Genomic DNA, 25,159 nt, shown 5'->3' with positions numbered 1-25,159 from the left:
AGTCGCATGCTGCTCCGGGACATTACGGTCACCCCGGCGATGTGCGGGTACAACTCGTTGTTCGTCGGCCAGGTCGGCGACTGGACCTGGCAGACGGTCAGCGAGCTGTGCGGCACCGACGCGTTCACCGCGCGCGACGAGTCGGGTGCGCCGACGTACCTCGCGTTCTACTACTACCACCTGCGGGGCAGCCGCGAGATGCACCTGCGCCGCTTCACGTTCGGCGACCGGCTGCGGGTGCTGTCCGCCTGCTACGGCTACGGCAGCGAGTCGGTGCTGACCCTGCACCGCATCGCCCTGGCCGGCGATCCGGCGGCCGAGGCCGAGAAGCTCGACCCGGTCGAGTTCTACGAGCGCCCGCACCCCGGCTGCCTCTACGTCGAGACGTTCAACCGCTGGGTCACCCGCAGCGCGCAGCGCAGCAACCGCGACCTGGTGCGCTCGGCCCCGGTGGACTTCCGCCACGAGCACCTGCCGATCCTGCCGGAGCGGTACTCCCCGCGCGCCGTCTACCACCGTGCCCGCACCGCCCGCACGTTCGACGAGGGCCCGGCCGAGGTCGTCGTCGACGGGCACACCACCACGTACCGCCTCGACCCGACCCGGGACCTCAACGGCGTCGGCCTCGTGTACTTCGCGGCGTACTTCTCCATCGTGGACACCGCGGTGTGGCGGCTGTGGCAGCTGCTCGGCCGCGACGAGGAGGAGTACCTGCGCCTGCGCCTGACCGACGAGCGCGTGTGCTACCTCGGCAACGCCGACGCCGGCACCGTGCTGACGCTCACCGCGCGGCTGCGCCGGCACGCCGACGGCGCCGAGGTCGTCGACGTCGTCATCGAGGAGCAGGACACGGCGCGGCTCATCGCCGTGGCCACGCTGCAGGTCGGTGCCGCATGAGCCCGGCGGCCCGCGAGCGCGTCACGGCGGCCGTGCACAGCGCGATCACCACGATCCTGCCCGGCCTCGACCCGGGCGCCATCGACCACGGCAAGCACCTCAAGGACCTCGGCGCCGACTCGGTCGAGCGGGTGGAGATCATCCTCATGATCACCGACCGGCTCGGCGTGCGCCGGCCCCTGTCCGACTTCAGCGGCATCCCCACCGTCGCCGCCCTCATCGACGACCTCTGCCGGACGGAATCATGACCGACACAACCGTGACCGACGCAACCGTGACTGATGCAACCATGACCGACGCCATCATGCATATCGGTATCGAAGCGCTGAACGTCTACTGCGGCGTGGCCCAGATCCCCGTGCCGGTCCTGTTCGAGGGCCGTGGCCTGGACCCGGCGCGGCTGGAGAACCTCGCGATGACCAACCGCTCCATCGGCCTGCCCTGCGAGGACCCCGTCACCAACGCGGTCAACGCGGCGCGGCCCATCGTGGACGCGCTCACCGCGGACGAGCGCGACTCGATCGAGCTGCTCGTCACCTCCACCGAGTCCGGCGTCGACCTGAGCAAGTCCGTCGCGTCCTACGTGCACGAGCACCTCGGCCTCGGCTCCCGCTGCCGGCTGCTGGAGGTCAAGCAGGCCTGCTACGGCGCGACCGGGGTGCTGCAGCTCGCCGCGGGCTACCTGGCCGCCGCCGTCTCGCCCGGCGCCCGGGCGCTCGTCGTGGCCACGGACGTCGCCCTCGTCGACGCCCGCAGCGAGTACGCCGAGCCCGCGACCGGCCACGGCGCCGCCGCCGTGCTGCTCGGCGACCGGCCGCGGGTGCTGACGCTCGACCTGGGCGCCTTCGGGCTGCACAGCTACGAGACGATGGACTCGGCCCGGCCCACACCGCAGTTCGACATCGCCGACACGGACCGGTCGCTGTTCGCCTACCTCGACTGCCTGTCCCGCAGCTTCGCGGCCTACGCTGAGCGGGTCCAGGACGCCGACTTCGTCGCCACCTTCGACGGGCTGGCGCTGCACACGCCCTTCGCCGGGCTGGTCCGCGCCGCGCATCGCAAGATGCTGCGCGAGCGGGGCGGGGCCGAGGCGGCGGCGATCGAGGCCGACTTCCAGCGGCGGGTGGCGCCGTCGCTGGCCTATCCGCGCACCGTCGGCAACCTGTGCTCCGGCTCGGTGTACCTGGCGCTCGCCTCGCTCATCGAGCACACGCCGCTCGACACCCCGGCCCGCGTCGGCCTGTACTCCTACGGCTCCGGCTGCTCGTCGGAGTTCTTCAGCGGCACGCTCGACGCCGGCTCGCGCGCGGCGCTCGCCCCGATGCGCATCGGCGCCCGGCTCGCGGCCCGGTGCGAGCTGAGCTTCGAGGAGTACGCCCAGCTGCTCAAGGAGAACCTGCGGGTCCTCGTCCCGGAGCCGCACCGCGAGGTGGACGTGGCCCGCTACGACGAGTACCTCGACCGGGTGCCCGGCCGCCCCCGGCTGCTCGTGCTCACCGGTATCGACAACTTCCACCGCCGCTACGCCTGGCACTGAGGAGGCGACATCATGGATGACGACCAGATCTTCCAGCTGGTCCGCAAGAATCTCTGCCTCGTGCTGCCCGAGGTCGACCCCGGCTCGGTCCGCCCCGACGTGGCCATGGCCGACCTGGGCTGCAACAGCCTCGACCGCACCGAGGTGGTCGCGATGACGATGGAGGACCTCGACGTCGACGTGCCGGCCATGGCGTTCCGCGACGTCGGCGACATCGCGGGGCTCGTCGCGGTCCTGCGCCAGTACGCATGAGCGCGGAACCGGTCGCCGTCACGGGCATGGGCGTGCGCTGCGCGATCGGCGACGGCGTCGCGGCCTTCACCGCCGCCCTGCGCCGGGGCGCGAGCGGCGTGATCGGCGTCGACGACCCGGCGACGGCGGGTCCCGCCTGCGCCGCCCCGATGCCCGACGTCGACCTCGCCGAAGCCCTCGAAAGCGCACCCGCCGCGGTGGCCCGCCGGGCGACGCGCGCGGCCGCCCGGGCGCCGCTGCCGATCCGCGCCGCCGTCGCCGTCGCCGTCGAGGCCGCGGCCGCCGCCGGCCTGCTCACCGGCGCGCTGCCCCGCGAGCGCCTCGGCGTCGTCGTCGCCGGGCACAACCTCACCGGCCGCTACGCGCAGCAGGTGGCGGCCACCCTCGGCCGCGCGCCGGCCCGCGTCCCGGGCCGGGCCGCGCTGCGCCTGCTCGACACCGACCACCTCGGCGTGCTCAGCCACGTGCTCGACGCGGCGGGGGAGGGCTGCCAGGTCGGCGCCGCCTCGGCCAGCGGCAACGTCGGCATCGTCACCGGCGCCCGGCTGGTGGCCGTCGGGGCCGTGGATGCCTGCGTCGTCGTCGGCGCCCTGGCCGACCTCACCCCCGCCGAGACGCAGGCGCTGTTCAACCTCGGCGCGATGGCGGACGAGCCGTGCCGGCCCTTCGATGCCGGGCACCGTGGTTTCGTACCAGGCCAGGGCTGCGCCGCCCTCGTGCTGGAGCACCGCGACTCGGCCCGCGCGCGCGGCGCCACCGTGCAGGCCGGCATCGTCGGCACCGCCGTGTGCCTCGACGCCAACAGCGGTCCCGACCCCGACGAGCACGGCGAGGCCCGCGCCATGACGGCCGCCCTCGCCGCGGCCGGCCGCAGCCCCGGCGACGTCGGCTACGTCAACGCCCACGGCACCGGCTCCCCGCTCGGCGACCGCACCGAGGCGGCCGCCCTGTGCCGCGTCTTCGGCACCGGCCCGGACCGTCCCTGGGTCAACGCGACCAAGGCCCTCACCGGCCACTGCCTCTACGCCGCCGGGGTGGTGGAGGCCGTCGCGACCATCGCGCAGCTGCGCGGCGGCTTCCTGCACCCCAACCCGCGCCTGTCGCGCCCCATCGAGCCCGCCCTGCGACTCGTGGGCGCCGAACCGGTCGCCGTCCGTCCCGTCCTGGCGCTGTCCAACGGCTTCGGCTTCGGCGGCATCAACACCAGCATCGCCATCGCGGTCGAACCCGGGAGCCTCGGGAGCCTCGGGAGCCCGGCATGACGTCCCTGCAGCTCGGCACCGCCTGGATCGGCGGCCCGGCCGACGAGACCGGCGCACCCCTGCGCCTGTTCTGCTTCGCCCACGCCGGCGGCGGCGCCACCGCGTACCGCACCTGGCGCGAGCCGCTGCTGCCGCACGTCGCGCTCGCCCCGGTCCAGCTGCCCGGACGCGAGTCCCGGCTGCGCGAACGCCCGCTGCGCAGCATGGACGACCTCATCGCGCCGCTCTGCGACGGCCTGCTGCCCCTGCTGGACCGGCCCTTCGCCGTCTTCGGTCACAGCATGGGCGCCGCGATCGCCTTCGAGGTCGCCCACGAGCTCGCCCGCCGCGGCTGGGGCGCACCGGTCCGGCTCTTCGTCTCCGGCCGCCGCCCGCCCCACCTGCCCGCCCGCCGGCCACCGCTGCACCGCCTGCGCGACGAGCAGTTCGTGCCCGCGGTCAGCTCCCTCAACGGCATCCCCCGCGAGGTGCTCGACGCCCCGGACCTCATGGCGCTGGTGCTGCCGACGCTGCGCGCCGACTTCGAGCTCAACGAGACGTACCGCCCGCGCCGCACCGATCTGCTGCGGTGCCCGGTGACCGCCCTGACCGGCGACGCCGACCCGGAGGTGACCGCCGACGAGATGGCCGCCTGGCGCGACACGACCCGCTCCTCGTTCGACCTGCACGTCTTCCCGGGCGACCACTTCTACCTCAGACCGGCGCGCGACGCGGTGCTCGCGACCGTCCTGGATCGTCTCGGCGGCACCTGATCCAGCGCGCCCCGGTCGCGCCGTCGCGGCCCGGCCGAGATACTTGCACATAGCAACATATTCATATGGCATGTACGATGTCCGCTCGCCCATGATCGGCGATTGCGCAGCCCGGGCGGGCTGCTCGGCGCTGCACATGTCGTGGAATCGTCATCCAATCGCCGGAGAAGCGTCATGGGCCGAGAGTGACGATGGATCGGGAGGTTCGGATGACGGTGTTGCATGAGTCCGATGGCGTTGACTTCCGGCTGGTGTGCGACGGTTGCGGAACGGCCGTGGAGCATCTCGGCGCCAACTTGCACAACTGGGATCTGGCTTGGAGCTTCGTCAGACGGCACGGCTGGATCGGCGACCGGTCCCGGCGGGGGCCGCACGGCTGCCCGCGATGCACGACGCAGGCCGCGGTCGACGGGTGACGGTGCTGCGGCGGGCGGCCGATTGTCACGGGAACGTCATGCCCGGCAACGATGTGGGCACGACGACGCAGGCCGCGGCCGGCGGGTGACGGTGCTGCGGCGGGCGGCCGATTGTCACGGGAACGTCATGCCCGGCAACGATGTGGGCACGATGACGCAGGCCGCGGCCGGCGGGTGACGTGCTGTGGCGGGCGGCCGATTGTCACGGGAACGTCATGCCCCGCAACGATGTGGGCACGACGACCGTCCGAGATAATTGCACTATGCACATGATGGTTCGGGTGGCCCGATGACCGCGCTGCTCAGCCGGGACGGCACCGACTTCAGTCTGGTGTGTGACTCCTGCGGCTGGGTGGTCGGCAATCTCGCGGCGTCGGCGGGCGACTGGCGCGGGGCCTGGAGCCTCTTCGCGCTGGACGGATGGTGCGGCAGCGAGCTGGCGGTCGGGCCGCACGGCTGTGGCCGGTGCGGGCCGCCGACGTCGCTGGCCGGCATCGTGGCCCGATCGCTGGACGCGCCCTCGATCGTGCCGGCCGGCCGGTCCGGCCAGCGGATGGTGCTGCAGCTGCTGCCGGACGTCCGCGCGATCGACCTGAGCGGCGAGCTCCTGTGCACCGACGACGCGCGGCTCTGGGACCTGCTCAGCGGCGACCCCGGCCCGTTCGCGCACCTGCTGGTCGACGTCAGCCGGGTCGGGCGGCTCAGCTCGGCGACCGTGGACGTGCTCGTCCGTGCGGCGCAGCGCGCGTCCGCGGCCGGGGGCCGCGCGTGTCTCGTCGGCGCCCGTCCGGCGGTGGCGGGTGCGCTGCGGATGCTGTGCCTGGATCGCGTCCTGACCATGCACGCCGAGCGGGCGGCGGCCCTGGAGTGGCTGCGCTCGGGCCGGCCGGTGGCGTGCTGAGCTGAACCGGCGCCTCGGGCCTCACGGCCGGCAGGACGATGGCCCGGCGGACCGGCGTTCGCGTGGCGTGCTGAGCTGAACCGGCGCCTCGGGCCTCACGGCCGGCGGGACGCTGGCCCGGCGGACCGGCTCGCGCCCGCGGCCGAGTGCAGCGCGTGCGGCGCCAACATTAGCTGCCTATTACAATGATTGCACTATGCAGCTATTAATGCGCGTGCCACGCGAGCGGTACCTCGTGTTGTGGGACCGGCTGCGGGGCGGCTCGGCCGGTCTGCTCGTCCTCGCCGTCGGCGTCGGGGCCGGGGCGAGCCTGGGCGCGGTCGCCTTCCGCTGGCTCGTGTCCGCCGCCACCAAGGTGTTCAGCGGCGCGTCCGACTACACTGCCCACCCTGGTGCCGCCCACCCGTTGCTGCCGTGGGCGGGCCGGTGGTTCGTGGTGGCGGCGCCGGTGGTGGCCGGGCTGCTGTACGGGCCGCTGATCCATCTCGGCGCCCGCGAGGCCCGGGGCCACGGGGTGCCGGAGGTCATGTACGCCGTCACCGCCCGCGGAGGCCGGATTCGCCCGCGGGTCGCGCTCGTGAAGTCCGTCGCGAGCGCGCTGTGCATCGGCGGCGGCGGCTCGGTCGGCCGCGAGGGGCCGATCGTGCAGGTCGGCTCGGCGCTCGCCTCGGCCGCCGGGCAGGCGCTGCGGCTGCCGGACTCCCGGCTGCGCCTGCTCGTCGGGGCCGGTGCGGCCGGTGCCGTGTCGGCGACCTTCAACGCGCCGATCGCCGCGGTGTTCTTCTCCCTGGAGCTGATCCTCGCCGATTTCGCCGTCGAGTCGTTCGCCGCGGTCGTGCTGGCCTCGGTGACGTCGAGCGCCATCAGCCGGGCGCTGCTCGGCGACCACCCGTTCCTGACGCTGCCGGCCTTCCACGTGGTCTCGCCGGTGGAGTACCTGTGGTACGCGGGGCTCGGCCTGGTCGCGGCCATCGTCGGGGTCGGGTTCAGCCGGGTGCTGTACCTGGTCGAGGACGTCTGCGACCGCTGCTGGCGCGGCCCGGAGTGGCTGCGGCCGGCGGCCGGGGGCCTTCTGCTGGGAGGCGTCCTGCTGGTGTTGCCGGAACTGTACGGGGTGGGGTACCCGGTCCTGGACCGCGCCGTCGCGGGCGGCTACCCGCTGTTGCTGCTGCTCCTGCTGCTGGTCGGCAAGATGCTGGCCGCGAGCCTGACGATCGGCATCGGCGGGTCCGGGGGTGTCTTCGGCCCCACGCTGTTCATCGGGGCGATGCTCGGCGCCGCGGCCGGCGACGCCGCGCACGCCGTCATGCCCGGCCTGACCGCTCCGCCGGGCGCCTACGCGCTGGTCGGCATGGGCGCGGTGTTCGCCGGTGCGGCTCGCACGCCGATCACCGCGGTGGTCATGATCTTCGAGCTGACGGGCGAGTACTCGGTCGTGCTGCCGCTGATGGTCGCCGTCGCCCTCGCCGCCGGTGCCTCGCGGCTGGTGTCCGCCGACACGATCTACACGCGGAAGCTGCATCGGCGCGGTATCGACCTGGGCCGGGACCATCCATCGGCACTGCCGGCACTGCCGGTGCCGACCGTGGACGCGGTGGCGGGGGCGATGCCGACCGCGTTACCGGCGGACGCCGGGCTGGCGGAGGTGGCCGAGCGATTCGCGGCCGGCGGCCATGACGCGCTGCCGGTCGTCGACGATCGGGGCCGGCTGCGCGGCGTGGTGCCGGCCGTGGAGGTGGAGCGCGCGCTGCGCGACGACGCCGGCGGCGTGACCGCGGCCGACCTGGCCTCCACCGTGCCGGTGCTGCGGGCCGGGCAGTCCCTCGACGAGGCCCTCGACGCGGTGGTCCGCGCCGGCGGGCTCGGCCTGCCGGTGCAGCGCGATGACTGTCTGGTCGGCTGGGTGACGCATCGGGACATCCTGGCCGCCGTCACGACCGGCCCGCGGCCGCGGGCCGGCGCACCGGGCCCGTGAGGCCCCCCGGTGCCGGCGTCAGCCGCCCGGGGTCTCGAGCTCCTCGTCCACGGACGGGAATCCGAGCCACCATTCGCTCTCCGGCAGCTCACCGGCGGCGGCGGCGAAGGCGCGCAGCGCCGGTGCGACCGCCGGGTGCCAGACCTGCGCCGTCGCGGCGACGATGTCGGACAACTGCTCGCGGCGGCTCTCCGTCACCCGCTGGACGAGCCGCCGCCCGGCCGCCGTCAGCGTGAGCCGCACCACCCGCCGGTCGGAGGTCGGCCGTGAGCGGCGGGCCAGGCCCTTGCGGACCAGCCGGTCGCACATGCGGGTGCCGGTCGACGGGGCGACCTGCAGCTCGGCCGAGATGTCGGCGACCCGCTGCGGTCCGCGCGCGGCCAGGACGACGAGGGCACGGTACTGCGGCAGCGTGACGTCGGGATCGATGTCGGCCAGGGACCGGGCGGCGATGCCGACCAGCGCCCGGCTCGCCGTCAGCAGGGCCTCGACGGCCTCGGGGCCGGCGATGGCGGCATCCACTGTGCGCGCGTCCTTGGGCATGCGCCAACCCTAGAGCGTCGGAGGACCCTCCACGAAACGCCCCGCGCAGGTGGGGCAGCGGTGCCACCACAGGTCGCGGAGCCGCTCCGCCTGCCATCCCAGGGCGTGCGCCCGAGCCCAGACGGTCTCCCGGTCGGCGCCGGCGAGCCGGAGGGTCGCACCGCAGCGGTCGCACGAGACCTCCGCGGTCCTCGGGCTTGTCGTGACGATCATCGTGGGTCACCTCCGGACGGTCAGGCGTCCGCCGCCGCGACGGCGTAGATGGACACGGTGCGCTGGCAGCTGACACCGTCGAGCTCGAAGGCGGCCGGGAACCCGGTGTCGGGCCGGTCCAGGGTTCCCGAGAGGGTGACCCGCGCCGGCGTGGCGCGGTCGAGCGAGCCCTCGCCGGTCACGACGACGAGCGAGCCGGACTGGCTGACGGTCGAGCCGGAGGCGCTGGTCACCCGCTGCCCGGGCGGCGCGGTGAAGCGCAGGGTCCACGACTGCCCGGCCGCCGCGGTGACCGCGACATCCGCGGTGAAGGTGGTCGTGGTGCGGTGCCCGACGTACCGGACCGCGCACACGCCACCGGTGTCCGGCTGCGGCCCGCCGGCCGACGCGGCGGGAGTCGACCACAGGGGGCGCATCCAGCCGCTGGCGGCGACCAGCGCCACCGCGGCGACCAGGATGGCCGGGCGGCGCCAGGCGGGCGCGGCTCCGTCGCGCCACGGGACCGTGCACGGATGCCGGGGACGCTCGGGTCCGCGCGTCTCGCCGGGCGCGGTGCGCACGACCGCTGCCGGACCGGCCCCGTCCGCGTGGCCTGCCAGCGCGTCACGGAGGACGTCGCCGAGGTGACGGCTGGACGGGCGGAATCCCGGGTCGTCGGCCAGGCACGCGTCGACGGCCGCGACGACCTCCGCCGGGACCTCCGCAGACGGCGGCAGGGACACCCCCGGCGAGGCCAGCCGCTCGCGGACGAGTGCGTGGCGGGCCACCGCGGTCCACGGCAGAACGCCGGTCAGCATGTGGTACAGCACCAGCCCGAGCGCGTACACGTCGGTGGCGCTCGTGACCGGCTCGCCGCGCAGCTGCTCCGGAGCCATGTACTCCGGGGTGCCGAGCAGCACGCGCGCGGCGCGGCCGTCGGCGGCGGCGCCGACGATCGAGGCGAGCCCGAAGTCGACGACCTTCACGCCCGAGCCGGTGAGCATGATGTTGCCCGGCTTGATGTCGCGATGGACGACCCGGTGGCGGTGCGCGGCCGCGAGCCCGTCGGCCACCTGCGCGGCGATGCGCACCGCTTCGCGCCAGGGCATCGCCCCGGGGCCGCGGAGGCGACGGTCGAGCGTCTCGCCGTCGACGTACTCCATCACCAGGTACGGCACCGCCCGGCCCAGCCCGCGCAGCCGATGCCCGGCGTCATGGACCGCGGCGACGTTCGGATGGTTGATCCGGGCGGCCGCCCTGGCCTCGGTGACGGCGCGTTCACGGGCGCGGGCCGATCCGGCGAGCTCGGGCAGGAGCAGCTTGACCGCCACGGTCCGGTCGAGGCGGGTGTCGACGGCGCGCCACACCTCGGCCATGCCGCCCGAGCCGGCCTGGCTCACCAGCCGGTACCGGCGGGCGATCGTCGGCATCGCGCAACCTCCCTCGGCGGCAACGGGCACCCGACCCGCACCTTACCGAGGCGTTTTCCCCCGGGGCCAGGCTCGGGCGCTTCGAGCGGCGCATTGACACGGGACCGTCATATCCGCGGCCCCGCGCCCGCGCCGTCAGGCGGTGGGCCGGTCGCGGTCGACCACGAGGGCGTACCGCTCGACGTCGCGGATCAGCCCGGCCAGCCGGGTGAAGTCCACGGGTTTGCGCAGGAAGTGCGCGGACGGCACGCCGAAGTCGAGCAGCATGCGCTCCTCGACGTCCGAGCCGGTGAGCACGACCACCGTCAGGTCCCGCAGCCGCGGGTCGGCGACCACCCGGTCGAGCACCGTACGCCCGTCGATGCCGGGCAGGTTCAGGTCCAGCAGCAGGATGTCGGGCACCGGCGCGTTGCGGTAGGTGCCGCGCCGTTCGAGGTACTCCAGCGCGCGGCGCCCGTCGCCCAGGACGGTCACCGGGTTGCGGAGGCGATGCTCCCGGAACTCGTCGAGCGTGAACGCGACGTCGCCGGGGTCGTCCTCGACCAGCAGGATCCGGACCAACGGCAGCGATCCGCTCGTCGGAGGGTGGGCGTGCGCCTCCGCTCCGGCGGCTTCGGTCACTGCGTGCATCCTCTCGACGTGCGGCCAACCCCGATCGCATGCAGTGTACAACTAATGCGATATGCAGCCGTTGCGTCCTGTCACGCTCGGCCGTGTGGCGGTGTGGCATCGGGCGGCGACAATGTGCATATGCGTTGGACACGGCAGCGGATCACCCTCGTCGGCGTCGTCGCGATCATCGTCGTCGTGGTGGCCGTGGTCCTGATGAGCGAGGGGCTCGATCGGGCCGACAAGTGGGCGAGCGTCGTCGGCGGCGGCGCGACCGTGGCCGGGTTCCTGGTGGCCGCGCTGCACCGGCGCGCGGCCGGAGGCGTCGGCTCCGACGCCACCTTCATGGGTGCCTCGCTCGCGGCGCCGGCGGGCGCCGGCGCCGCCCACATCCGCGGCCGCGACGCCGACCTGCGGCACCTGCGGCGGGCGGCGCGCCGGCCGGACGGCCGGGTGCACGTGCTGACCGGGCTCGGCGGGGTGGGCAAATCGTCGCTGGCGATGCGGACGTGCCGCTGGTTCGAGCAGCACCGGGGCCGGTCGGCGTGGTGGATCGCCGCGGAGGACCGGGCGGGTCTGACCGACGCGCTGGTCAGTCTGGCCGAGGAGCTCGGCGCCGGCCGGGCGCAGGTGACGGCGATCCGCGAAGGGTCGGCGCGGGCGGTGGAGCAGCTGTGGGAGGTGTTGCGGCAGTCACCGCGGCGATGGCTGCTGGTGTTCGACAATCTCGACGACCAGCAGGTGATCGCCTGGCTGGTCGAGTCGAACGTGGCCCGCTGCGCCGGTCGCGGGCTCGTGCTGGTGACGAGCCGGATCGGCCGGCCGGAGGTGTGGGGCGGCGCTCGCACAATGGTCGAACTCACGCCGCTCACCGTGGCCGACGCCGCGCAGGTGCTGCTCGACCTGGCCCCCGGCGCCGGTGACCGACCGGCCGCGCAGCGGCTGGCCCGCGACCTGGGGTGCCTGCCGCTGGCGCTGCACCTGGCCGGCGCCAACCTCGGCTCGCCGTTTCCGATCTGGCCGACGTTCGACGAGTACCGCGAGGCGTTCCACGAGCGGGGCGTCCAGCCGGTGCTCGCCGCCCCCGGGGTGGGCGGTGACCCGGCCGAGCCCCGCGCCAACGTGACGCTGACCTGGGAGATGTCGCTGAGCGCGCTCGACGGGCAGGGGCTGGCGCACTGCCGGACCCTGCTGCGGGTGCTGTCGCATTTCGCCCCGGCCGTGCCGGTACCGCAGATGCTGCTGCACACCGAGCCGGTCCGGGCACTGCTGGGCGGCGACGGCACCGCCGACCGTGACGCCCTGGCGGTGCGGCGCGTCGTGCAGAACACCCTGGAGGGGCTCGCCGCCCACGGCCTCGTCGATCGGCTGGACAGACCTGCGCCCGACGGGGCCCGGATGTTCATGCTGCACCCGCTCGTGGCCGAGGCCGGCCGGATCGCCGCCCCCGAACGCGCGGCGGCGGCCGCCCGCGCCGCGGTCGACCTGCTCGTCGCGGCGGTCGCGGCCCGGCGCTTCGACGACAACGCCGAGTGGCGCTGGTTCGGGCTGTTCGCGCCGCACGTCGAGCAGCTGCTGCGCTACAGCGGCGTCCTCGGCGAGCAGAGCCTCACGAAGCTGGTCTGGATGGTCGTGCGGGTGGTCGCCGCCAACACCTGGCGCGGGCAGGAGGCGGCGGCCGTGGCCCTCGCGGGATCGGCGCTGCGGCAGGCGGACCACCTCGGCCCGGACCACCCGGCGATCCTGGCCCTGCGCAACGAACGCGGCTGGGCGATCGGGCGGCTCGGCCGGTGGGCGGAGGCCCACACCGAACTCACGCAGGTGTGTGCGGCGCGGACCCGCCGCCTCGGCCCCGGGCATCTCGACACCCTCGACACCCGGCACAAGCTCGCCTGGGCCACCGGGCGGCTCGGCGACTGGGAGTCCGCGCAGGCGCAGCTGGAGCCGGTCCTGCGGGCGCGGGCCGCGACGCTCGGTGACGACCACCCCGACACCCTGCACACCCGGTGCTGCCTCGCCTGGGCGATCGGCCGGTGCGGGCGGCCGGAGGAGGCCCAGCGCCGGTACGCCGAGATCATCGCGGTCCGGGAACGCGTCCTCGGCGCCGACCACGTCGAGACGCTCGACGCGCGGCACTCGCTCGCCGAACTGTTCGTGCTGTGTGAGCGCTTCGGCGACGCGGAACGGCTGCTGCGCCCGCTCATCGCCGACCGGCTGCGCGTGCTCGGCGCCGACCACCCCGAGACGCTCGACACGCGGCCCCGCTACTGGCTGGCCCGGGCGCTGCTCGAGCAGGGCCGCCGGCGCGAGGCGAGGCGGCTGCTGCGGCGGCTGGCGCGGGACCAGCAACGGCACCTCGGCCCGGAGCACGCGGCGACCGAGGCCACCTTGACGCTCCTCGGCGCGCCGACGAGCTGAGCGGGCCCACGGCGCCGCCCCGCCGGCTCCCCGCGGCGATCACCCCGGTCGCGCGCCGGGATCATTGCGGGAAGTCGGCCGGGTCGACCGAGTCGGTGTGCGCGTTGCCGCCGGTGGACGGCTTGAGGGTGATTTCCCAGGTGGTGTACTGCCTGCTGGTGGTCTTGAATTCGATGGGGTCCGTGAACTTCGACAGGTGGCAGTCCCGGGTGAAGCCGGCGGCGCCCGAGTCCCAGTCGGAGCCGGTCGCCATGTAGATCTGGTAGCTGCCGTCCCGCACCCGCTTGACCTTGAACGTCTGGCCGGCCGAGATGTAGACGGTCGTGGCGGCCGCCTTCGTGCCGTTGGGCACGAGACTCACCACGACGTCGGTCTTGCCGCCGCCGTTGTTGATCGTGAACTCGCCGGAGCCGTTGAGCGTGCCCTTCTTCACGTACGTGCCGTTGCCCAGCTTGCGGTCCTGCTGGGGGGCGGGACCCGGCAGCCACGCGCCGAAGGTGAACGTCGACCCGAACGCCTTGACCGCCTCGCGGACCTCGTTCGCCGCCACCGAGCCGGTCACCTGCGAGACCGCCGAGGAACTGGCGCACACCTCGCCCCGCTGCACGGTCACGGCCAGGTTGCTGAAACCGTTGCTGGACGACGAGAACGCCCGCATGAGGTGCTCGTGGCCGTCCTTCGCCTCCTCGGGCGCGGTCAGGTAGGCCAGCCGGGACTCGCTGTCCCTGGCCGCCTGGGACAGCGCCATGGCCGCTTCGGAGGTCGCGGTCCGGTTGCCCGCCCCGACGACCTTCTGCCACGCCGGCCCGAGCAGGCCGTCCACCTCGGTGAGGACCGCCTGGTACTCGGCGACGGACATCGCCTTAGGCGGGCTCGAGGGCTCGCTGGAGGCCTTGCCCGAGGGCGACGCGTCCGTTCGGCGATCACCGACGACGACGAACGCGGCGACTCCACCGGCGGAGCACAGGAGCAGGAGCACGACAACGACAACGCCGACGATCAGCCCGGTCCGGGACCGTTTCGGCGCAACGGGCACGCCGGCGGGCCATCCCGCGCCGGGCCCCGGCGCTTGCCAGACCGGCACGCCACCGGGCGGCATCCCGGGGCCGGGCATCGCATAGCCGGGCGCGCCGGAGGTCGGCACCCCAAGGCCGGGCATCGCGGGGCCGGGCGCGCCGGAGGTCGGCATCGTGGGGCCGGGCATCGCGGGGCCGGGCGCGCCGGAGGTCGGCATCGCGGGGCCGGGCATCGCATAGCCGGGCGCTGCCGGCGCGGGCATTCCGGACGTCGGCATCGCGGGGCCGGGCATGGCAAAGCCGGGCGCTGCGGGGGCGGGCATTCCGGACGTCGGAGCCGCGGCTGCAGGCGCGCCGGACGCAGGCACCCCGGACGTCGGTACCGCACCGGTCGACGGCATGCCCGAGGCCGGCTCGGTGGTGCCGGGCGCGCTCGAACCGGGCTGGTCCGGGTCCGGCCCGACGGGGGACGATGGCGTTGTCACGCGAGCACGGTACAGGTCCGGAGGAACCTGCACGACCCCGCTTTGCCTCGGTACGAACACCAGCCGGCGCGTGCCATCCCAGCGGGCCGGCGCAGGCCCGCCACGAACGCCTCGCCCAACCGGTGCAGAGCCTCGTCACTCTCGGTCACATCGGGATTGTGCCAGCGCGCGCACGGCCCGATCCGCCGCACCGGAAACGGCGTCGCGGGCAGCGGCACGCCGGCGTGCGCGCTGGGCGATCAGTGGCTGGGGGCGCTCGCGGCCGGGCCGTTCTGGATCGGTGGTAGGGCTACGCATTGGCGAATCTGGATGTATCCGGGTGGCGGAACCGGTGGGGCGGCGGCTCCGGGCGGTGCGCCCGGTGTCACGCTCGCCGACAGGCTGATGCTTTGCTGGGACGGTGGCAGGTTGTCGCGGCCGGCCGGTGGCAGCCGGTACTTGAACGAGCGGCTGGCCGCGTCGTAGCGCATCTGTGCGGTCCCGGAGTAGCGCCCGCCCCCGTCGTATTGCAGCGTCACGTTGGTGAGGTTGCCGATGCTGTCCGGCAGCGCCGTGAGCCGGTTGCCGCGCAGGTTCAGCGTGGTCAGGTTGGTGAGGTTGCCGATGCTGTCGGGCAGGGACGTGAGCTGGTTGCCGTACAGCGACAGGTCGGTGAGGTTCACGAGGTTGCCGATCGCCTCTGGCAGCTGCGTGAGCTGGTTGGCATCCAGCTCCAAGCGGGTGAGGCCGGTGAGGTCGCCGATCGCGTCGGGCAGCGCGGCGAGCTGGTTGTTGTTCACGTTCAGCCAGGTGAGACCGGTGAGAGTGCCCAGCGCCTCCGGCAGTGCTGTGAACTGGTTGCTGTACAAGTGCAGCGTGGTAAGGCTTTTGAGGTCGCCGACGGTGTCCGGCAGCGCGGCGAGCTGGTTGTGGCCCAGGTGCAGCCACTGGAGGGTGGTGAGCTCGCCGACCCAGTCCGGTACGGCGGTGATGAGGTTCCCGGACAGGTTCAAGCCGGTCAGCCCGGGTAGGCGCCGGACGGACGGCCGCACGCGGGTCAGCCGGCGCAAGGACAGGTCCAGCCGGCCGCCGCCCGCGGCCCGGACCGCCTCGATCACCTGATCGCTGGTCCCGCGAAGCATGGCACACCCCCGTGTCCCGGCACCGCATCGACGCCGCCTGCCCGGGAAGGTACAACACCCACACCGATCGGGAGCCGCCGGCGCATGCGCTGGTCGCCCAGCGCCAGTGGCGTATTCCGCGTCGGGTACGGGCCGTGCCGCTCGATGCGCTCGTGCTGCGCGTGCGCGGCGGGCAGATCGTCGAGTCCCGCGACCACCTCGCGTCCGCGCGGATTCGCGGCCAGAAAAATTTTCTGGCCGACCTGTCGATCGGCGTGGGGCTGGTTCGTAGCCCTGGTGAGAGCCCGGCACACACGGCCGGTCCGGACACCACTGGAGGGCATCATGACCACCACGCTTCCCACCCGCACCGCGACGTCGAGCATCCCCGCGCTGATCGGGCACGGCGTCGTCGCCACGGTCGCCGCGAGCGCCGCGACCATGGCCGTCGCCGCCGGTGGGCACGCCGCCGGGATCAGCCTCGACATGGCCGGCCAGCCGATCCCGGTCACCGGGTTCGGGATGCTGACCGCGATCTTCTCGCTGGTGGGGGTGGTGCTCGCCGCGGTGCTGGCCCGCTTCGCCCGGCGCCCGCGGCGCGCGTTCGTCCGCACGACGGTGGTACTGACCGTGCTGTCGCTGGTGCCCGACGTGCTCGCGGACGCCGCGCCTGGTACGAAGGCGCTGCTGATGCTCACGCACCTGGTCGCCGCCGCGATCGTTGTCCCGCTCGTCGCCCGCCGCCTGTCCGCCTGAGCTTCCTGCCGAGAAGGGAACGACCGTCATGAAGCAGTACCTGCTGGCTGTGCACCACGTCGAGGGCACCCCCGCCATGTCCGACGAGGAGACGCAGTACATGTTCCGCGAGACCGATCGGATCAACCAGGAGATGGTCAAGACCGGCACCTGGGTCTTCGGCGGAGGGCTCCTGCCGCCGGAGAGCTCCACCGTCGTGCGGACCGGCCAGGGCGGCACCACCGTGACCGACGGGCCGTTCGCCGAGACCCGCGAGCACCTCGCCGGCTTCTGGGTCATCCGCTGCGCGGACCTGGACGAGGCGCTGGCCTGGGCCGAGCAGTGCTCCCGGGCCTGCGGGCCGATCGAGGTGCGACCCTTCGACGAGCTGTCCCAGGGCTGAACCCGCGTGGACCTGGCGGAGATCTACCGCGCGGAGTACGGCCGCTGCGTCGCCACCCTGACCCGCTTCCTCGGCGACATCAACCTCGCCGAGGAAGCGGTCCAGGACGCCTTCGCCACGGCGGTGCAGAAATGGCAGGAGCCCCCGCCGAACCCGGGCGCCTGGATCGTGACCACCGCGCGGAACCGGGCCATCGACCGGCTCCGCCGCGAGTCGACCCGCGAGGCCCGGCACGCCGAGGCCCTGCTGCTGCACCACCAGGACGAGCCCGAGGAGGAGGGACCCGTGCGGGACGACCAGCTGCGCCTCATCTTCACCTGCTGCCACCCGGCCCTCGCGCCCGACGCGCGGGCCGCCCTCACCCTCCGGCTGCTCGGCGGCCTCGAGACGCCCGAGATCGCTCGCGCGTACCTCATCCCGGAGGCGACCGTCGCCCAGCGGATCGTGCGCGCCAAGAAGAAGATCCGCGACGCCGGCATCCCCTACCGGGTCCCCGCCGAGCACGAGCTGCCGGACCGGCTGCCGCCCGTGCTCACCGTGCTGTACCTGATGTTCAACGAGGGGTACGCGGCCACCGCCGGTCCGCTGATCCGCACCGACCTGTGCGCCGAGGCGATCCGCCTCGCCCGCGAGCTCGCCGCGCTGATGCCCGACGAGCCCGAGGTCCTCGGCCTGCTCGCCCTGCTGCTGCTCACCGAGGCGCGCCGCCCCGCCCGCCTCGGCCCGGACGGCGAGCCGGTGCTGCTCGCCGCGCAGGACCGGACGCGGTGGAACCGGGCCCTCATCGCCGAGGGCCACGACCTGGTCCGCCGGTGCCTGCGGCGCAACCGGCCCGGCCCGTACCAGATCCAGGCGGCGATCAACGCGGTCCACACCGACGGTGACGCCACCGACTGGCCGCAGGTCCTGGCCTTGTACGACCAGCTGTACGCCCTCACCCCCACCGCGATCGTCGCGCTGAACCGTGCGGTCGCGGTCGCCGAGGTGCACGGACCGGCGGTGGCCCTCGCCGTGCTCGAGGACGTCGACCTGCCCGGGTACCACCGGCTGCCCGCCGTCCGCGCCGAGCTGCTGGCCCGCCTCGGACGGGACACGGAGGCCGCGGCGGCCTACGACCAGGCCATCGCGCTGGCGACCAACGAGACCGAGCGCGAGTACCTGCGCCGGCGCCGGGCCCGGACGTAGGTAGGCTGCACCCATGGCCGGGGTCGACGACATCCGGGCGATCACCAGGACGCTCCCGCGCGCCTACGAGGTCGTCGTGCGGGACCGGATCAAGTGGCGAGTCGGGCAGATCGTCTTCGCGGCGCTCTCCCGCGACGAGGCGACCATGGGCTTCGGCTACCCGAAGGACGGCCGGGACGCGCTGGTCGAGGCCGAGCCGGACAAGTTCCTCCTCCCGCCGCCGTCGGACCTGCGCTTCAACTGGGCCTGCGCGCGGCTGGCCGCCCTCGACCCCGAGGAGCTGGACGAGCTCGTCGTCAACGCCTGGATCATGACGGTGCCGAAGAAGGTCTGGACCGCGTACCTGCAGGATCGCCGGTGACGACGCGCCCGGCGCGATCGTCCAGCGCTGCTGCGCGGCCACGGCCCGTAGACGGGGCGAGGACGCCGTAGGCTCGGCCGGTGGAGCGCCGGCCGCCTACCGCCCCGCGGTCCGCCCGAGCGCCGGGCGGCGCACGCTCGGGCGGAACGCGCCGGCTACTCGAAGAACTTGAGGCCGAAGCCGGTGTCGCTGGTCGCGCCGGGGACGTTGGCCCGGCGGTACGTCACGCTGCCCCACCACACCGCCGTGCCGGTGTACCAGTAGCGCGCCGACCAGGAGTACGGCGTGCCCTTGGCGACCGCGTGGTACATCGTCGGGAAGCGGTTGCCCGACGGCGGGCTCGTCGCGATGTCCCCCCGTTCGAGGACGAACGAGTGGTGGCCGGGGCCGTCGACGTACAGCGTCGGGTCCCACCCGGCCATCATGCCGGGCGCGTACGACCCGAACAGGCAGCCGTTGCTCTTGTACCAGTCCCACACGTACGTCGGGTCGCCGCCCGCTCGCAGGCGCAGGTCGGCCAGGCAGTACTTGCTGCTCCAGCTGCCGTTCGCGGAGTACACGATGTGCAGCTGGCCCTTGGGGTCGAGGATCGGCTCGGGGGCCTCGTTGATGTAGGGGTTGCCGACCGTGCGCTCCCACGACTCGCGCGGCTGGGAGATGACGTACCGGGCGCCGGTGGCCGTGGTCGCGTTGGCCATCCGCGCGATGTACAGGTTCTGCTCGACGTTCGTGTCGCCCGACCAGCCGGACCACACGAACCAACGCTGGCCCTGGAACGTGAACGGCACGCCGTCGATGGCCCACTTGTCGTTGGGCAGCGCGACCTTCACGGCGGCCGTGTAGCCGGAGTCGGGGCTGGCCGAGTCGATGTGGTACATCCGGTGGGCGGCGCCGGTCCCGGCGGAGAAGTAGACGTGGTAGCGCCCGTCCTGGTAGACGATCTCGGGCGCCCACACCTCGCCGAGGCCGGTGTCCTTCCACACCTGCTTCTTCGGCGCGGAGGCGATTCCGGCGAGGGAGGTGGCCGTGCGGATCGCCACGCCGCCGTCGACCGACTTGGCCGCGACGTAGAGTCCGTTGACCTTGATGACGCTGGGGTCGGCGCCACCGAGCGTGGTGGCACCGGCGTCGGCGGTTCCGGCACTGGTCAGCACCGGCACGAGGGCGAGGGCGCCGGCGATGACCAGGGCGGCGGCGCCGGAGCGGCGAATGCGGGGCATGGACCGCAACATCTCCCAGCTCACGCGCGCATGTCAATAGATGTCTACGAAATTGTAAGGTTCCCTTAAAGATTGCGGCGCAGGACGGTGAGCACGGCCGCGCCGACGGGCTCGGCGAGGGTGAACCGGAAGTCCGCGGGCATACCGTCCGCGAAGAGCCGGTCACCCTCGCCGGTCACCACCGGGAAGGTGATGAGCCGGTACTCGTCGACGAGGCCGGCCGCCGCGAGCGCGTGCACGACACTCAGGCTGCCGATCACGACGATGTCGCGCCGCTCGCGTTCGCGGCGCGCCCACGCGACCGGGTCGCCGTCGACCGCCTCCGAGTTCGCCCAGGCCGCCGCGTCGATGGCGCCCCGCGTGGCGACCCGCTTCGGCACGGCGTTCATGAGCTTGGCGTAGTCGCTGTCGCGCCCCGGCCACAGCCGTGCGAACGCCTCCCAGGTCTTGCGGCCGTACAGCTGCACGCCCGTCCGCATCAGCTCGCCCAGCCGGAACTTGTCGTCGGTCACCGGCCCCGGGCCGAAGCGGAACGCCCACCCGCCGTAGCCGGTCCCGCCCCGCCCGTCGGGGTCGGACACCACGCCGTCGAGCGTGACGAACTGTACGACGATGACGTCACCCATCGTGAACTCCCTTGCCCCGGTGGCGACCCGTCCGGCCGCCCTCACGAACACATACCGGTGGCCGCGGCCGGACTCATCGCTCAGTACGCTGCGGCGTGTGGAGGATTTCGAGACGTTCCGCGGTGACCTGCTGGCGCACTGCTACCGGATGCTCGGCTCCTACCACGAGGCCGAGGACCTGGTGCAGGAGACGCTGCTGCGGGCCTGGCGGGCGGCGGACCGCTACGACCCGGCGCGCTCGTCGCCGCGCACCTGGCTGCACCGCATCGCCACGAACGCCTGCCTCACCGCGCTCGAGGGGCGGGCCCGGCGACCGCTGCCGAGCGGGCTCGGGCCGGCCGGGGACGATCCGCTGGTACCGCTGAGGCCCGATCTCGACATCGCGTGGCTCCAGCCGTTCCCGGACGATCCCGCCGCGGCCGCCGAGCGGCGAAGCGGGCTCCGGCTCGCCTTCGTCGCGGCGCTGCAGCTGCTGCCCGCCCGCCAGCGCGCGATCCTGCTGCTGCGCGAGGTGCTCGAGCTGCCGGCCGCCGAGGTCGCCGAGGCGCTCGGCACCACCGTCGCCGCCGTGAACAGCTGCCTGCAGCGGGCCCGGGCCGCGCTGCACGCCGCCGCGCCGGCGCTCGAGGACCTCCGCGACCCGGCCGAACCGGGGGAGCGGGCCGTGATCGAGCGGTACCTGGCGGCGTTCGAGGCGGCCGACGTGCCGGGCCTGACCCGGCTGCTCGCCGACGACGTGATCCTGGAGATGCCCCCGGTGCCGCTGTGGCTGCTGGGACGCGCCCACTACGGCGCGTTCATGGAGCGCGTCTTCGCGATGCGCGGGCCCGGCTGGCGGCTGCGCGTCGTGGCGGCCAACGGGGGCCCGGCGCTCGCCACCTACGCCCCCGATCCGGCCACCGGCGGCGTCCGGGCCCACTCGGTGCAGGTGTTCGCCGTGCGCGACGGCCTGATCCGGCACAACGTCACCTTCGCCGACCCGGCGGTCTTCAGCCTGTTCGGGCTCCCGACAGACACCGTGCCGCGTTGACGAGACCGACGAGGCTGAACGCCTGCGGCGTGTTGCCGAGGTGCCGGCCGGTGGCCGGGTCGCACTCCTCGGCCAGCATCCCCACGTCGTTGCGCAGCGCCAGCAGCCGCTCGAACAGCTCGTGGGCCTCCTTGTCGCGCCCGATGCCGTTGAGCGCCTCGACGAGCCAGAAGGAGCAGGCGACGAAGGCGCCCTCGCGGCCGTCGCGGTAGCGCATCAGCAGTCCGTCGCGGCACAGCTCGCGCTGGATGGCGTCGATGGTGCCGATCACCCGGGGGTCGTCGTAGGGCAGGAACCCGACCCGCGGGATGAGCAGCAGGGCGGCGTCCATCCGGGCCGAGCCGTAGCACTGGGTGAACGTGTTGCGCTCGGAGTCGAAGCCGCGCTCGCACACCTCCGCGTGGATCGCGGCCCGGGTGCGCCGCCACGCGTCCACCGGGCCCGGCAGCCCGAGGCGCTCCACGGTGCGGATCGCGCGGTCGAAGCCGGCCCAGGCCATCACCTTCGAGTGCACGTACTGTTGCTCCTCGCCCCGGACCTCCCACAGGCTGCTGTCCGGCTCCCGCCAGTGGCCCTCGAGGTGCTCCAGGAGGTCCCGCTGGCGGTCCCAGGCCTGGTCCGTCGCGATGATCCCGGACTCGCGGGCGAGGTGCAGGCCGTCGAGCACCTCGCCCCACACGTCGAGCTGCCGCTGGCTCGCGGCCGCGTTGCCGATGCGGACCGGGGAGCTGCCGCGGTAGCCCGGCAGCCAGTCCACAGTGGACTCCGGGACCCGGCGGGTGCCGTCGAGGCCGTACATGATCTGCAGGTCCGCCGGGTCGCCGGCGATCGCCCGGAGCAGCCATTCGCGCCAGGCCTTGGCCTCGGCGACGTGGCCGGTGCCGAGCAGCGCCCGGAGCGTGAAGGTGGCGTCGCGCAGCCAGCAGTACCGGTAGTCCCAGTTGCGGCCCCCGCCGGGCTCCTCGGGCAGCGAGGTGGTCGCGGCGGCGACGATCCCGCCCGTCGGCGCGTAGGTGAGGGCCTTGAGCAGGATCAGCGAGCGGCGCACGGGCTCGGCCCACGGCCCGTCGTGCATGCCGCAGCCGATCCAGTCGGACCAGAAGGCGTGCGTGTCGCGCAGCGCCTGCTCGGGGTCGACCGGCGCGGGCACCGGCAGATGCGATCGCTGATACGTGAGCACGAACGGGATCCGCTGCCCGGCGCTGACGACGAAGTCGGCCGAGACGGTACCGTCGCTGGAGTGCTGCGGCACGCCCGCCGACAGCCAGGCCGCGTCCGGCCCCGCGATCGCCCGCATGCCCGATTCGCAGCTGCGCAGCCACGGGGTCACGTGGCCGTAGTCGAACCGCAGCACGAGTTCGGTGTGCATGCGGACCTGGCCCCGGACCCCCTCGACGATGCGGACCACGTCGGCCGCCTCACCCCGCGGCGGCATGCAGTCGATGATCCGGACCGCACCCTCGGCGGTGTCCCACTCGGTGTGCAGCACCAGGCTGCCGCCCGCGTAGGAGCGCCGGGTCGCGGCACCGTGTGCGGCCGGGGCGATGCGCCACCGCCCGTGCCGTTCGTCGCCGAGCAGCGCGGCGAAGCACGCGGGCGCGTCGAACCGGGGCAGGCACAACCAGTCGATGGAACCGTCCCGCCCGACCAGTGCGGCGGTGTGCAGGTCGCCGATCAGCGCGTAGTCCTCGATGGCCGACGGCATCGGCGTCAGCGGCCGGCCTGGTCGGCCGCGGCGTGGGCGGCCCGGCGCGCGTCGAGGTAGGCGCGGCGGCAGCTGCCCGGGTCACGGTAGATCGGCGGGGAGGAGGCGATCGGCGCGTCGCCGATGTCCGCGAGCGTCCACTGCCAGTGGTGGTCGACGGTTTCGGTCATGGCGAGGGTACCGTCGCCGTCGCCCAGCCGCCGTAGCCCTCGTCGCATGGTCTCGGTGCTCGTCCCGGTGCTGTGCTCCGTGCCGTTGCCGGGGCTGCTCGCCAGGACGTCGGCGCCCGTCGGCGTGCGGTGGACGAGCCGCCACCCCGTGGCGTTCCGGAGCGGGATGACCGTGATCGCCGCATCCCGTTCACTGTCCCGGCGCATCGTGCGCTCCCTTCAGGCTCCGGAGGTCTCATGCCCGCATCGCGCACGTGTAACCATGCCGCTCGTGGGGACCGCGCGGTCAGCGAGCGGCTTCGCGAGCACCGGCACGCGATCGCCGCCGCCGTGGAGGAGCAGAGCGCGGCCGCGGACGTGCTGCGCGGCCCTAGCCGCCGTCGGACGGCCGCCCGGGGGTGTCGCGCAGGCCCGCGAGGCGGCACACCGCGGCGAAGCCGTCGTCGGTGCCGGACCAGTGGGCGCGCACCGCCTCGAGGCCGGCCCGGCGGACGGTCGAGCGCAGCACGGCGACGACGATGATGGCGTCGTCGGCGTAGCCGAGCACCGGGATGAAGTCCGGTATCAGGTCGACCGGGACGGCGAGGTACACCAGCAGCAGCCCGAGCCGGACGCGCACGCCGCGCGGCAGGTCCGGGTCGGCGGCCAGGCGTCGCAGCAGCCGCAGCAGGTCGGGCAGCAGGCGCAGCGCCTCCCGCAGGCGCACCTTGTCGGGCTTGGCCACGAGCAGCACGACGACCAGCGCGAGCCAGACGACCACGAGGGCGATCGCCAGGCCGGCCAGGGCCCGCAGCCACCACGGCATCCCGCCATCCCCGTTCACGAGGCGGCCACGGCGGCCGCCTCGAACTCGGCCAGCGCGGCCGCGCAGCGCTCGATCCCGGCCTGCGCGGCCGCGTGACCGGAGGCGCCGAAGTAGTCGCGCGCCACGATCTTGGCCATCCAAGACCGGAACCGGTCCAGGTCGGCCTCGGACTCCTCGACCTCCGCGTAGGTCACGCGGCCCCGGGCGGTCTCGGTCGCGATCTCCTCCAGCAGGGCCGGGGTCCGCTCGAGGACCTCGGCGTATTCGGCCTCGCGCTCGGCGTTGAAGCGTGCGACGAGCTCGGCGCGCTCCCGCGGGTCCGGGACGGTGATGGTGATGGCCTGACCGGTGCCGCCCTTCGCCCGCACCTGGGCCAGCAGCCGGTGGACGGGCCGGGCGACCTCGTCGCGGGCCGGCAGCAGGCACACCGACTGCTGCAGGTAGAGACCGCCGAGCGCGCGCAGGGTCCGCCACACGGTGACCCGCAGCCCGGCCGGTCCGCCGGCGGTGGAGACCGAGATCAGCAGGAACGGCTCCTCCATGCAACGAACGTAGCATCTGCGAGCAACGATCGTTACGCCAGCGCTCCGGCGGCGCCGCGGCCGAGCGGTCCGGGCATGTCGACCTTCACGTTCGGGGTCGGCCGACCGATCCACTGCACGGCGACGCCGCCGGACGCCCCGGGCCAGTCAATGTCCTGCTGGAAGCGGTACAGCTCCGGCCGGGGCGGCTTCCCGCGGCGCCACTGCGCCGGCAGCTGCCGGGGCCCGACCTCGACCGGGGGCACCTGCGGTGCGCGGGATCGCAGTGGGAGCGGGTATGATGTCGCGTGGGCACCGGTTGCTCACTGCCGACGATGGGCAGGGGACCGGCCGCCGCAAACAGGAGGAAAGTGTGGCTAGCGGTACTGTCAAGTGGTTCAACTCCGAAAAGGGCTTCGGCTTCATCCAGCAGGACGACGGCGGTGCGGACGTGTTCGTCCACTACTCCGCCATCGCCAGCACTGGTTACCGTGAGCTGACGGAAGGCCAGAAGGTGGAGTACGAGGTGACCCAGGGCCAGAAGGGCCCCCAGGCGGAGAACGTCCGCGGTCTCTGACGCGATCCTCGCAACGAGCTTGGGCACCACCGGAGC

29 protein-coding genes are annotated in these 25,159 nt (G+C 73.9%); 16 read left to right on the top strand and 13 right to left on the bottom strand.

Annotated elements, in window-relative coordinates; translation table 11 throughout:
- The first annotated feature begins 6 nt into the window (after positions 1–6).
- From ACQP1P_RS27870 to ACQP1P_RS27830, 9 genes are all read left to right on the top strand, one after another.
- Positions 7–897 (top strand): LnmK family bifunctional acyltransferase/decarboxylase, encoded by an 891-nt coding sequence (locus ACQP1P_RS27870; RefSeq protein ID WP_433074702.1) that lies wholly within the window; start codon positions 7–9, stop codon positions 895–897.
- Positions 894–1,145 (top strand): phosphopantetheine-binding protein, encoded by a 252-nt coding sequence (locus ACQP1P_RS27865; RefSeq protein ID WP_433074699.1) that lies wholly within the window; start codon positions 894–896, stop codon positions 1,143–1,145. The genes ACQP1P_RS27870 and ACQP1P_RS27865 overlap by 4 nt, the downstream gene beginning before the upstream one ends.
- A gap of 56 nt (positions 1,146–1,201) precedes the next feature.
- Positions 1,202–2,434 (top strand): hydroxymethylglutaryl-CoA synthase family protein, encoded by a 1,233-nt coding sequence (locus tag ACQP1P_RS27860; RefSeq protein ID WP_433074696.1) that lies wholly within the window; start codon positions 1,202–1,204, stop codon positions 2,432–2,434.
- A gap of 12 nt (positions 2,435–2,446) precedes the next feature.
- Positions 2,447–2,686, top strand: coding sequence for a phosphopantetheine-binding protein (locus ACQP1P_RS27855; protein ID WP_350610688.1), 240 nt, complete (start codon positions 2,447–2,449; stop codon positions 2,684–2,686).
- Positions 2,683–3,948: a beta-ketoacyl synthase N-terminal-like domain-containing protein gene (locus tag ACQP1P_RS27850; RefSeq protein ID WP_433074693.1), complete on the top strand. Its 1,266-nt coding sequence runs from the start codon at positions 2,683–2,685 to the stop codon at positions 3,946–3,948. Before ACQP1P_RS27855 ends, ACQP1P_RS27850 begins: the two co-directional genes overlap by 4 nt.
- Positions 3,945–4,700 (top strand): thioesterase II family protein, encoded by a 756-nt coding sequence (locus ACQP1P_RS27845; RefSeq protein ID WP_433074690.1) that lies wholly within the window; start codon positions 3,945–3,947, stop codon positions 4,698–4,700. Before ACQP1P_RS27850 ends, ACQP1P_RS27845 begins: the two co-directional genes overlap by 4 nt.
- 209 nt (positions 4,701–4,909) lie before the next feature.
- Positions 4,910–5,116 (top strand): hypothetical protein, encoded by a 207-nt coding sequence (locus tag ACQP1P_RS27840; RefSeq protein WP_433074688.1) that lies wholly within the window; start codon positions 4,910–4,912, stop codon positions 5,114–5,116.
- A 289-nt stretch (positions 5,117–5,405) separates the two neighbouring features.
- Positions 5,406–6,017, top strand: coding sequence for an STAS domain-containing protein (locus ACQP1P_RS27835; RefSeq protein WP_433074685.1), 612 nt, complete (start codon positions 5,406–5,408; stop codon positions 6,015–6,017).
- Between the two features lie 208 nt (positions 6,018–6,225).
- The gene (locus ACQP1P_RS27830; RefSeq protein WP_433074682.1) at positions 6,226–7,992 is read left to right on the top strand and encodes a chloride channel protein; all 1,767 of its coding nucleotides are present in this window, start codon (positions 6,226–6,228) and stop codon (positions 7,990–7,992) included.
- 18 nt (positions 7,993–8,010) lie between these two features.
- Here ACQP1P_RS27830 and ACQP1P_RS27825 read toward each other — a convergent pair whose 3' ends face one another.
- The 4 genes from ACQP1P_RS27825 to ACQP1P_RS27810 form a co-directional block, all read right to left on the bottom strand.
- A complete protein-coding gene (locus tag ACQP1P_RS27825) occupies positions 8,011–8,535 on the bottom strand; it encodes a MarR family winged helix-turn-helix transcriptional regulator (protein ID WP_433074679.1) in 525 nt (174 codons plus the stop codon).
- Positions 8,536–8,544: 9 nt separating this feature from the next.
- A complete protein-coding gene (locus tag ACQP1P_RS27820) occupies positions 8,545–8,748 on the bottom strand; it encodes a hypothetical protein (RefSeq protein ID WP_433074676.1) in 204 nt (67 codons plus the stop codon).
- Positions 8,749–8,768: 20 nt separating this feature from the next.
- On the bottom strand, positions 8,769–10,157 hold the full coding sequence (locus ACQP1P_RS27815; RefSeq protein WP_433074673.1) for a serine/threonine-protein kinase: 1,389 nt from the start codon (positions 10,155–10,157) through the stop codon (positions 8,769–8,771).
- A 135-nt stretch (positions 10,158–10,292) separates the two neighbouring features.
- On the bottom strand, positions 10,293–10,778 hold the full coding sequence (locus ACQP1P_RS27810) for a response regulator (RefSeq protein ID WP_433074670.1): 486 nt from the start codon (positions 10,776–10,778) through the stop codon (positions 10,293–10,295).
- A gap of 129 nt (positions 10,779–10,907) precedes the next feature.
- Here ACQP1P_RS27810 and ACQP1P_RS27805 point away from each other — a divergent pair, with 129 nt between their 5' ends.
- Positions 10,908–13,184 carry a tetratricopeptide repeat protein gene (locus tag ACQP1P_RS27805; protein ID WP_433074667.1) on the top strand — a complete coding sequence of 759 codons (2,277 nt, stop codon included), beginning with the start codon at positions 10,908–10,910 and terminating at the stop codon, positions 13,182–13,184.
- A 61-nt stretch (positions 13,185–13,245) separates the two neighbouring features.
- Here ACQP1P_RS27805 and ACQP1P_RS27800 read toward each other — a convergent pair whose 3' ends face one another.
- Both ACQP1P_RS27800 and ACQP1P_RS27795 read right to left on the bottom strand, forming a co-directional pair.
- Positions 13,246–14,163: a hypothetical protein gene (locus ACQP1P_RS27800; protein ID WP_433074664.1), complete on the bottom strand. Its 918-nt coding sequence runs from the start codon at positions 14,161–14,163 to the stop codon at positions 13,246–13,248.
- A 761-nt stretch (positions 14,164–14,924) separates the two neighbouring features.
- Entirely contained in the window at positions 14,925–15,806 is an 882-nt protein-coding gene (locus ACQP1P_RS27795) for a leucine-rich repeat domain-containing protein (protein ID WP_433074661.1), read from the bottom strand.
- A gap of 324 nt (positions 15,807–16,130) precedes the next feature.
- On the opposite strand from ACQP1P_RS27795, the gene ACQP1P_RS27790 reads away from it, so the two are divergent.
- The 4 genes from ACQP1P_RS27790 to ACQP1P_RS27775 are packed head-to-tail and all read left to right on the top strand — an operon-like array spanning position 16,131 to position 18,469.
- Positions 16,131–16,541: a DUF6069 family protein gene (locus ACQP1P_RS27790; protein WP_433074658.1), complete on the top strand. Its 411-nt coding sequence runs from the start codon at positions 16,131–16,133 to the stop codon at positions 16,539–16,541.
- 28 nt (positions 16,542–16,569) lie between these two features.
- The gene (locus ACQP1P_RS27785; protein ID WP_433074655.1) at positions 16,570–16,923 is read left to right on the top strand and encodes a YciI family protein; all 354 of its coding nucleotides are present in this window, start codon (positions 16,570–16,572) and stop codon (positions 16,921–16,923) included.
- Positions 16,924–16,929: 6 nt separating this feature from the next.
- Complete coding sequence (locus tag ACQP1P_RS27780; protein ID WP_433074652.1) at positions 16,930–18,108, top strand: RNA polymerase sigma factor; 1,179 nt, start codon at positions 16,930–16,932, stop codon at positions 18,106–18,108.
- Between the two features lie 13 nt (positions 18,109–18,121).
- A complete protein-coding gene (locus ACQP1P_RS27775; RefSeq protein WP_433074649.1) occupies positions 18,122–18,469 on the top strand; it encodes an MmcQ/YjbR family DNA-binding protein in 348 nt (115 codons plus the stop codon).
- Positions 18,470–18,624: 155 nt separating this feature from the next.
- Here the strand turns inward: ACQP1P_RS27775 and ACQP1P_RS27770 are convergent, their stop codons facing one another.
- Together ACQP1P_RS27770 and ACQP1P_RS27765 are read right to left on the bottom strand one after the other, a co-directional pair.
- Positions 18,625–19,689 (bottom strand): glycoside hydrolase family 43 protein, encoded by a 1,065-nt coding sequence (locus tag ACQP1P_RS27770; RefSeq protein ID WP_433074646.1) that lies wholly within the window; start codon positions 19,687–19,689, stop codon positions 18,625–18,627.
- Between the two features lie 65 nt (positions 19,690–19,754).
- Positions 19,755–20,315 (bottom strand): dihydrofolate reductase family protein, encoded by a 561-nt coding sequence (locus tag ACQP1P_RS27765; RefSeq protein WP_433074643.1) that lies wholly within the window; start codon positions 20,313–20,315, stop codon positions 19,755–19,757.
- 97 nt (positions 20,316–20,412) lie between these two features.
- On the opposite strand from ACQP1P_RS27765, the gene ACQP1P_RS27760 reads away from it, so the two are divergent.
- Positions 20,413–21,345 (top strand): RNA polymerase subunit sigma-70, encoded by a 933-nt coding sequence (locus tag ACQP1P_RS27760; RefSeq protein WP_433074641.1) that lies wholly within the window; start codon positions 20,413–20,415, stop codon positions 21,343–21,345.
- Here ACQP1P_RS27760 and ACQP1P_RS27755 read toward each other — a convergent pair.
- From ACQP1P_RS27755 to ACQP1P_RS27735, 5 genes are all read right to left on the bottom strand, one after another.
- On the bottom strand, positions 21,305–23,050 hold the full coding sequence (locus ACQP1P_RS27755) for a glycoside hydrolase family 15 protein (protein WP_433074638.1): 1,746 nt from the start codon (positions 23,048–23,050) through the stop codon (positions 21,305–21,307). The genes ACQP1P_RS27760 and ACQP1P_RS27755 overlap by 41 nt on opposite strands.
- Before the next feature lie 5 nt (positions 23,051–23,055).
- Positions 23,056–23,427, bottom strand: coding sequence for a hypothetical protein (locus ACQP1P_RS27750; protein ID WP_433074635.1), 372 nt, complete (start codon positions 23,425–23,427; stop codon positions 23,056–23,058).
- A gap of 163 nt (positions 23,428–23,590) precedes the next feature.
- Positions 23,591–24,025, bottom strand: a complete 435-nt coding sequence (locus tag ACQP1P_RS27745) for a YkvA family protein (protein WP_433074632.1) — start codon at positions 24,023–24,025, stop codon at positions 23,591–23,593.
- Positions 24,026–24,039: 14 nt separating this feature from the next.
- The gene (locus ACQP1P_RS27740) at positions 24,040–24,567 is read right to left on the bottom strand and encodes a Chromate resistance protein ChrB (protein ID WP_433074629.1); all 528 of its coding nucleotides are present in this window, start codon (positions 24,565–24,567) and stop codon (positions 24,040–24,042) included.
- Positions 24,568–24,599: 32 nt separating this feature from the next.
- Positions 24,600–24,812, bottom strand: a complete 213-nt coding sequence (locus ACQP1P_RS27735) for a hypothetical protein (RefSeq protein ID WP_433074626.1) — start codon at positions 24,810–24,812, stop codon at positions 24,600–24,602.
- Between the two features lie 107 nt (positions 24,813–24,919).
- Between ACQP1P_RS27735 and ACQP1P_RS27730 the strand changes: the two genes are divergently transcribed.
- Positions 24,920–25,123 (top strand): cold-shock protein, encoded by a 204-nt coding sequence (locus tag ACQP1P_RS27730; protein ID WP_350621643.1) that lies wholly within the window; start codon positions 24,920–24,922, stop codon positions 25,121–25,123.
- The last annotated feature ends 36 nt before the right edge of the window (positions 25,124–25,159 follow it).

Source organism: Dactylosporangium sp. CA-052675 (assembly GCF_050947935.1).
Taxonomy (GTDB): Bacteria; Actinomycetota; Actinomycetes; order Mycobacteriales; family Micromonosporaceae; genus Dactylosporangium.
This window is presented reverse-complemented; position numbering and strand designations above follow the sequence as displayed.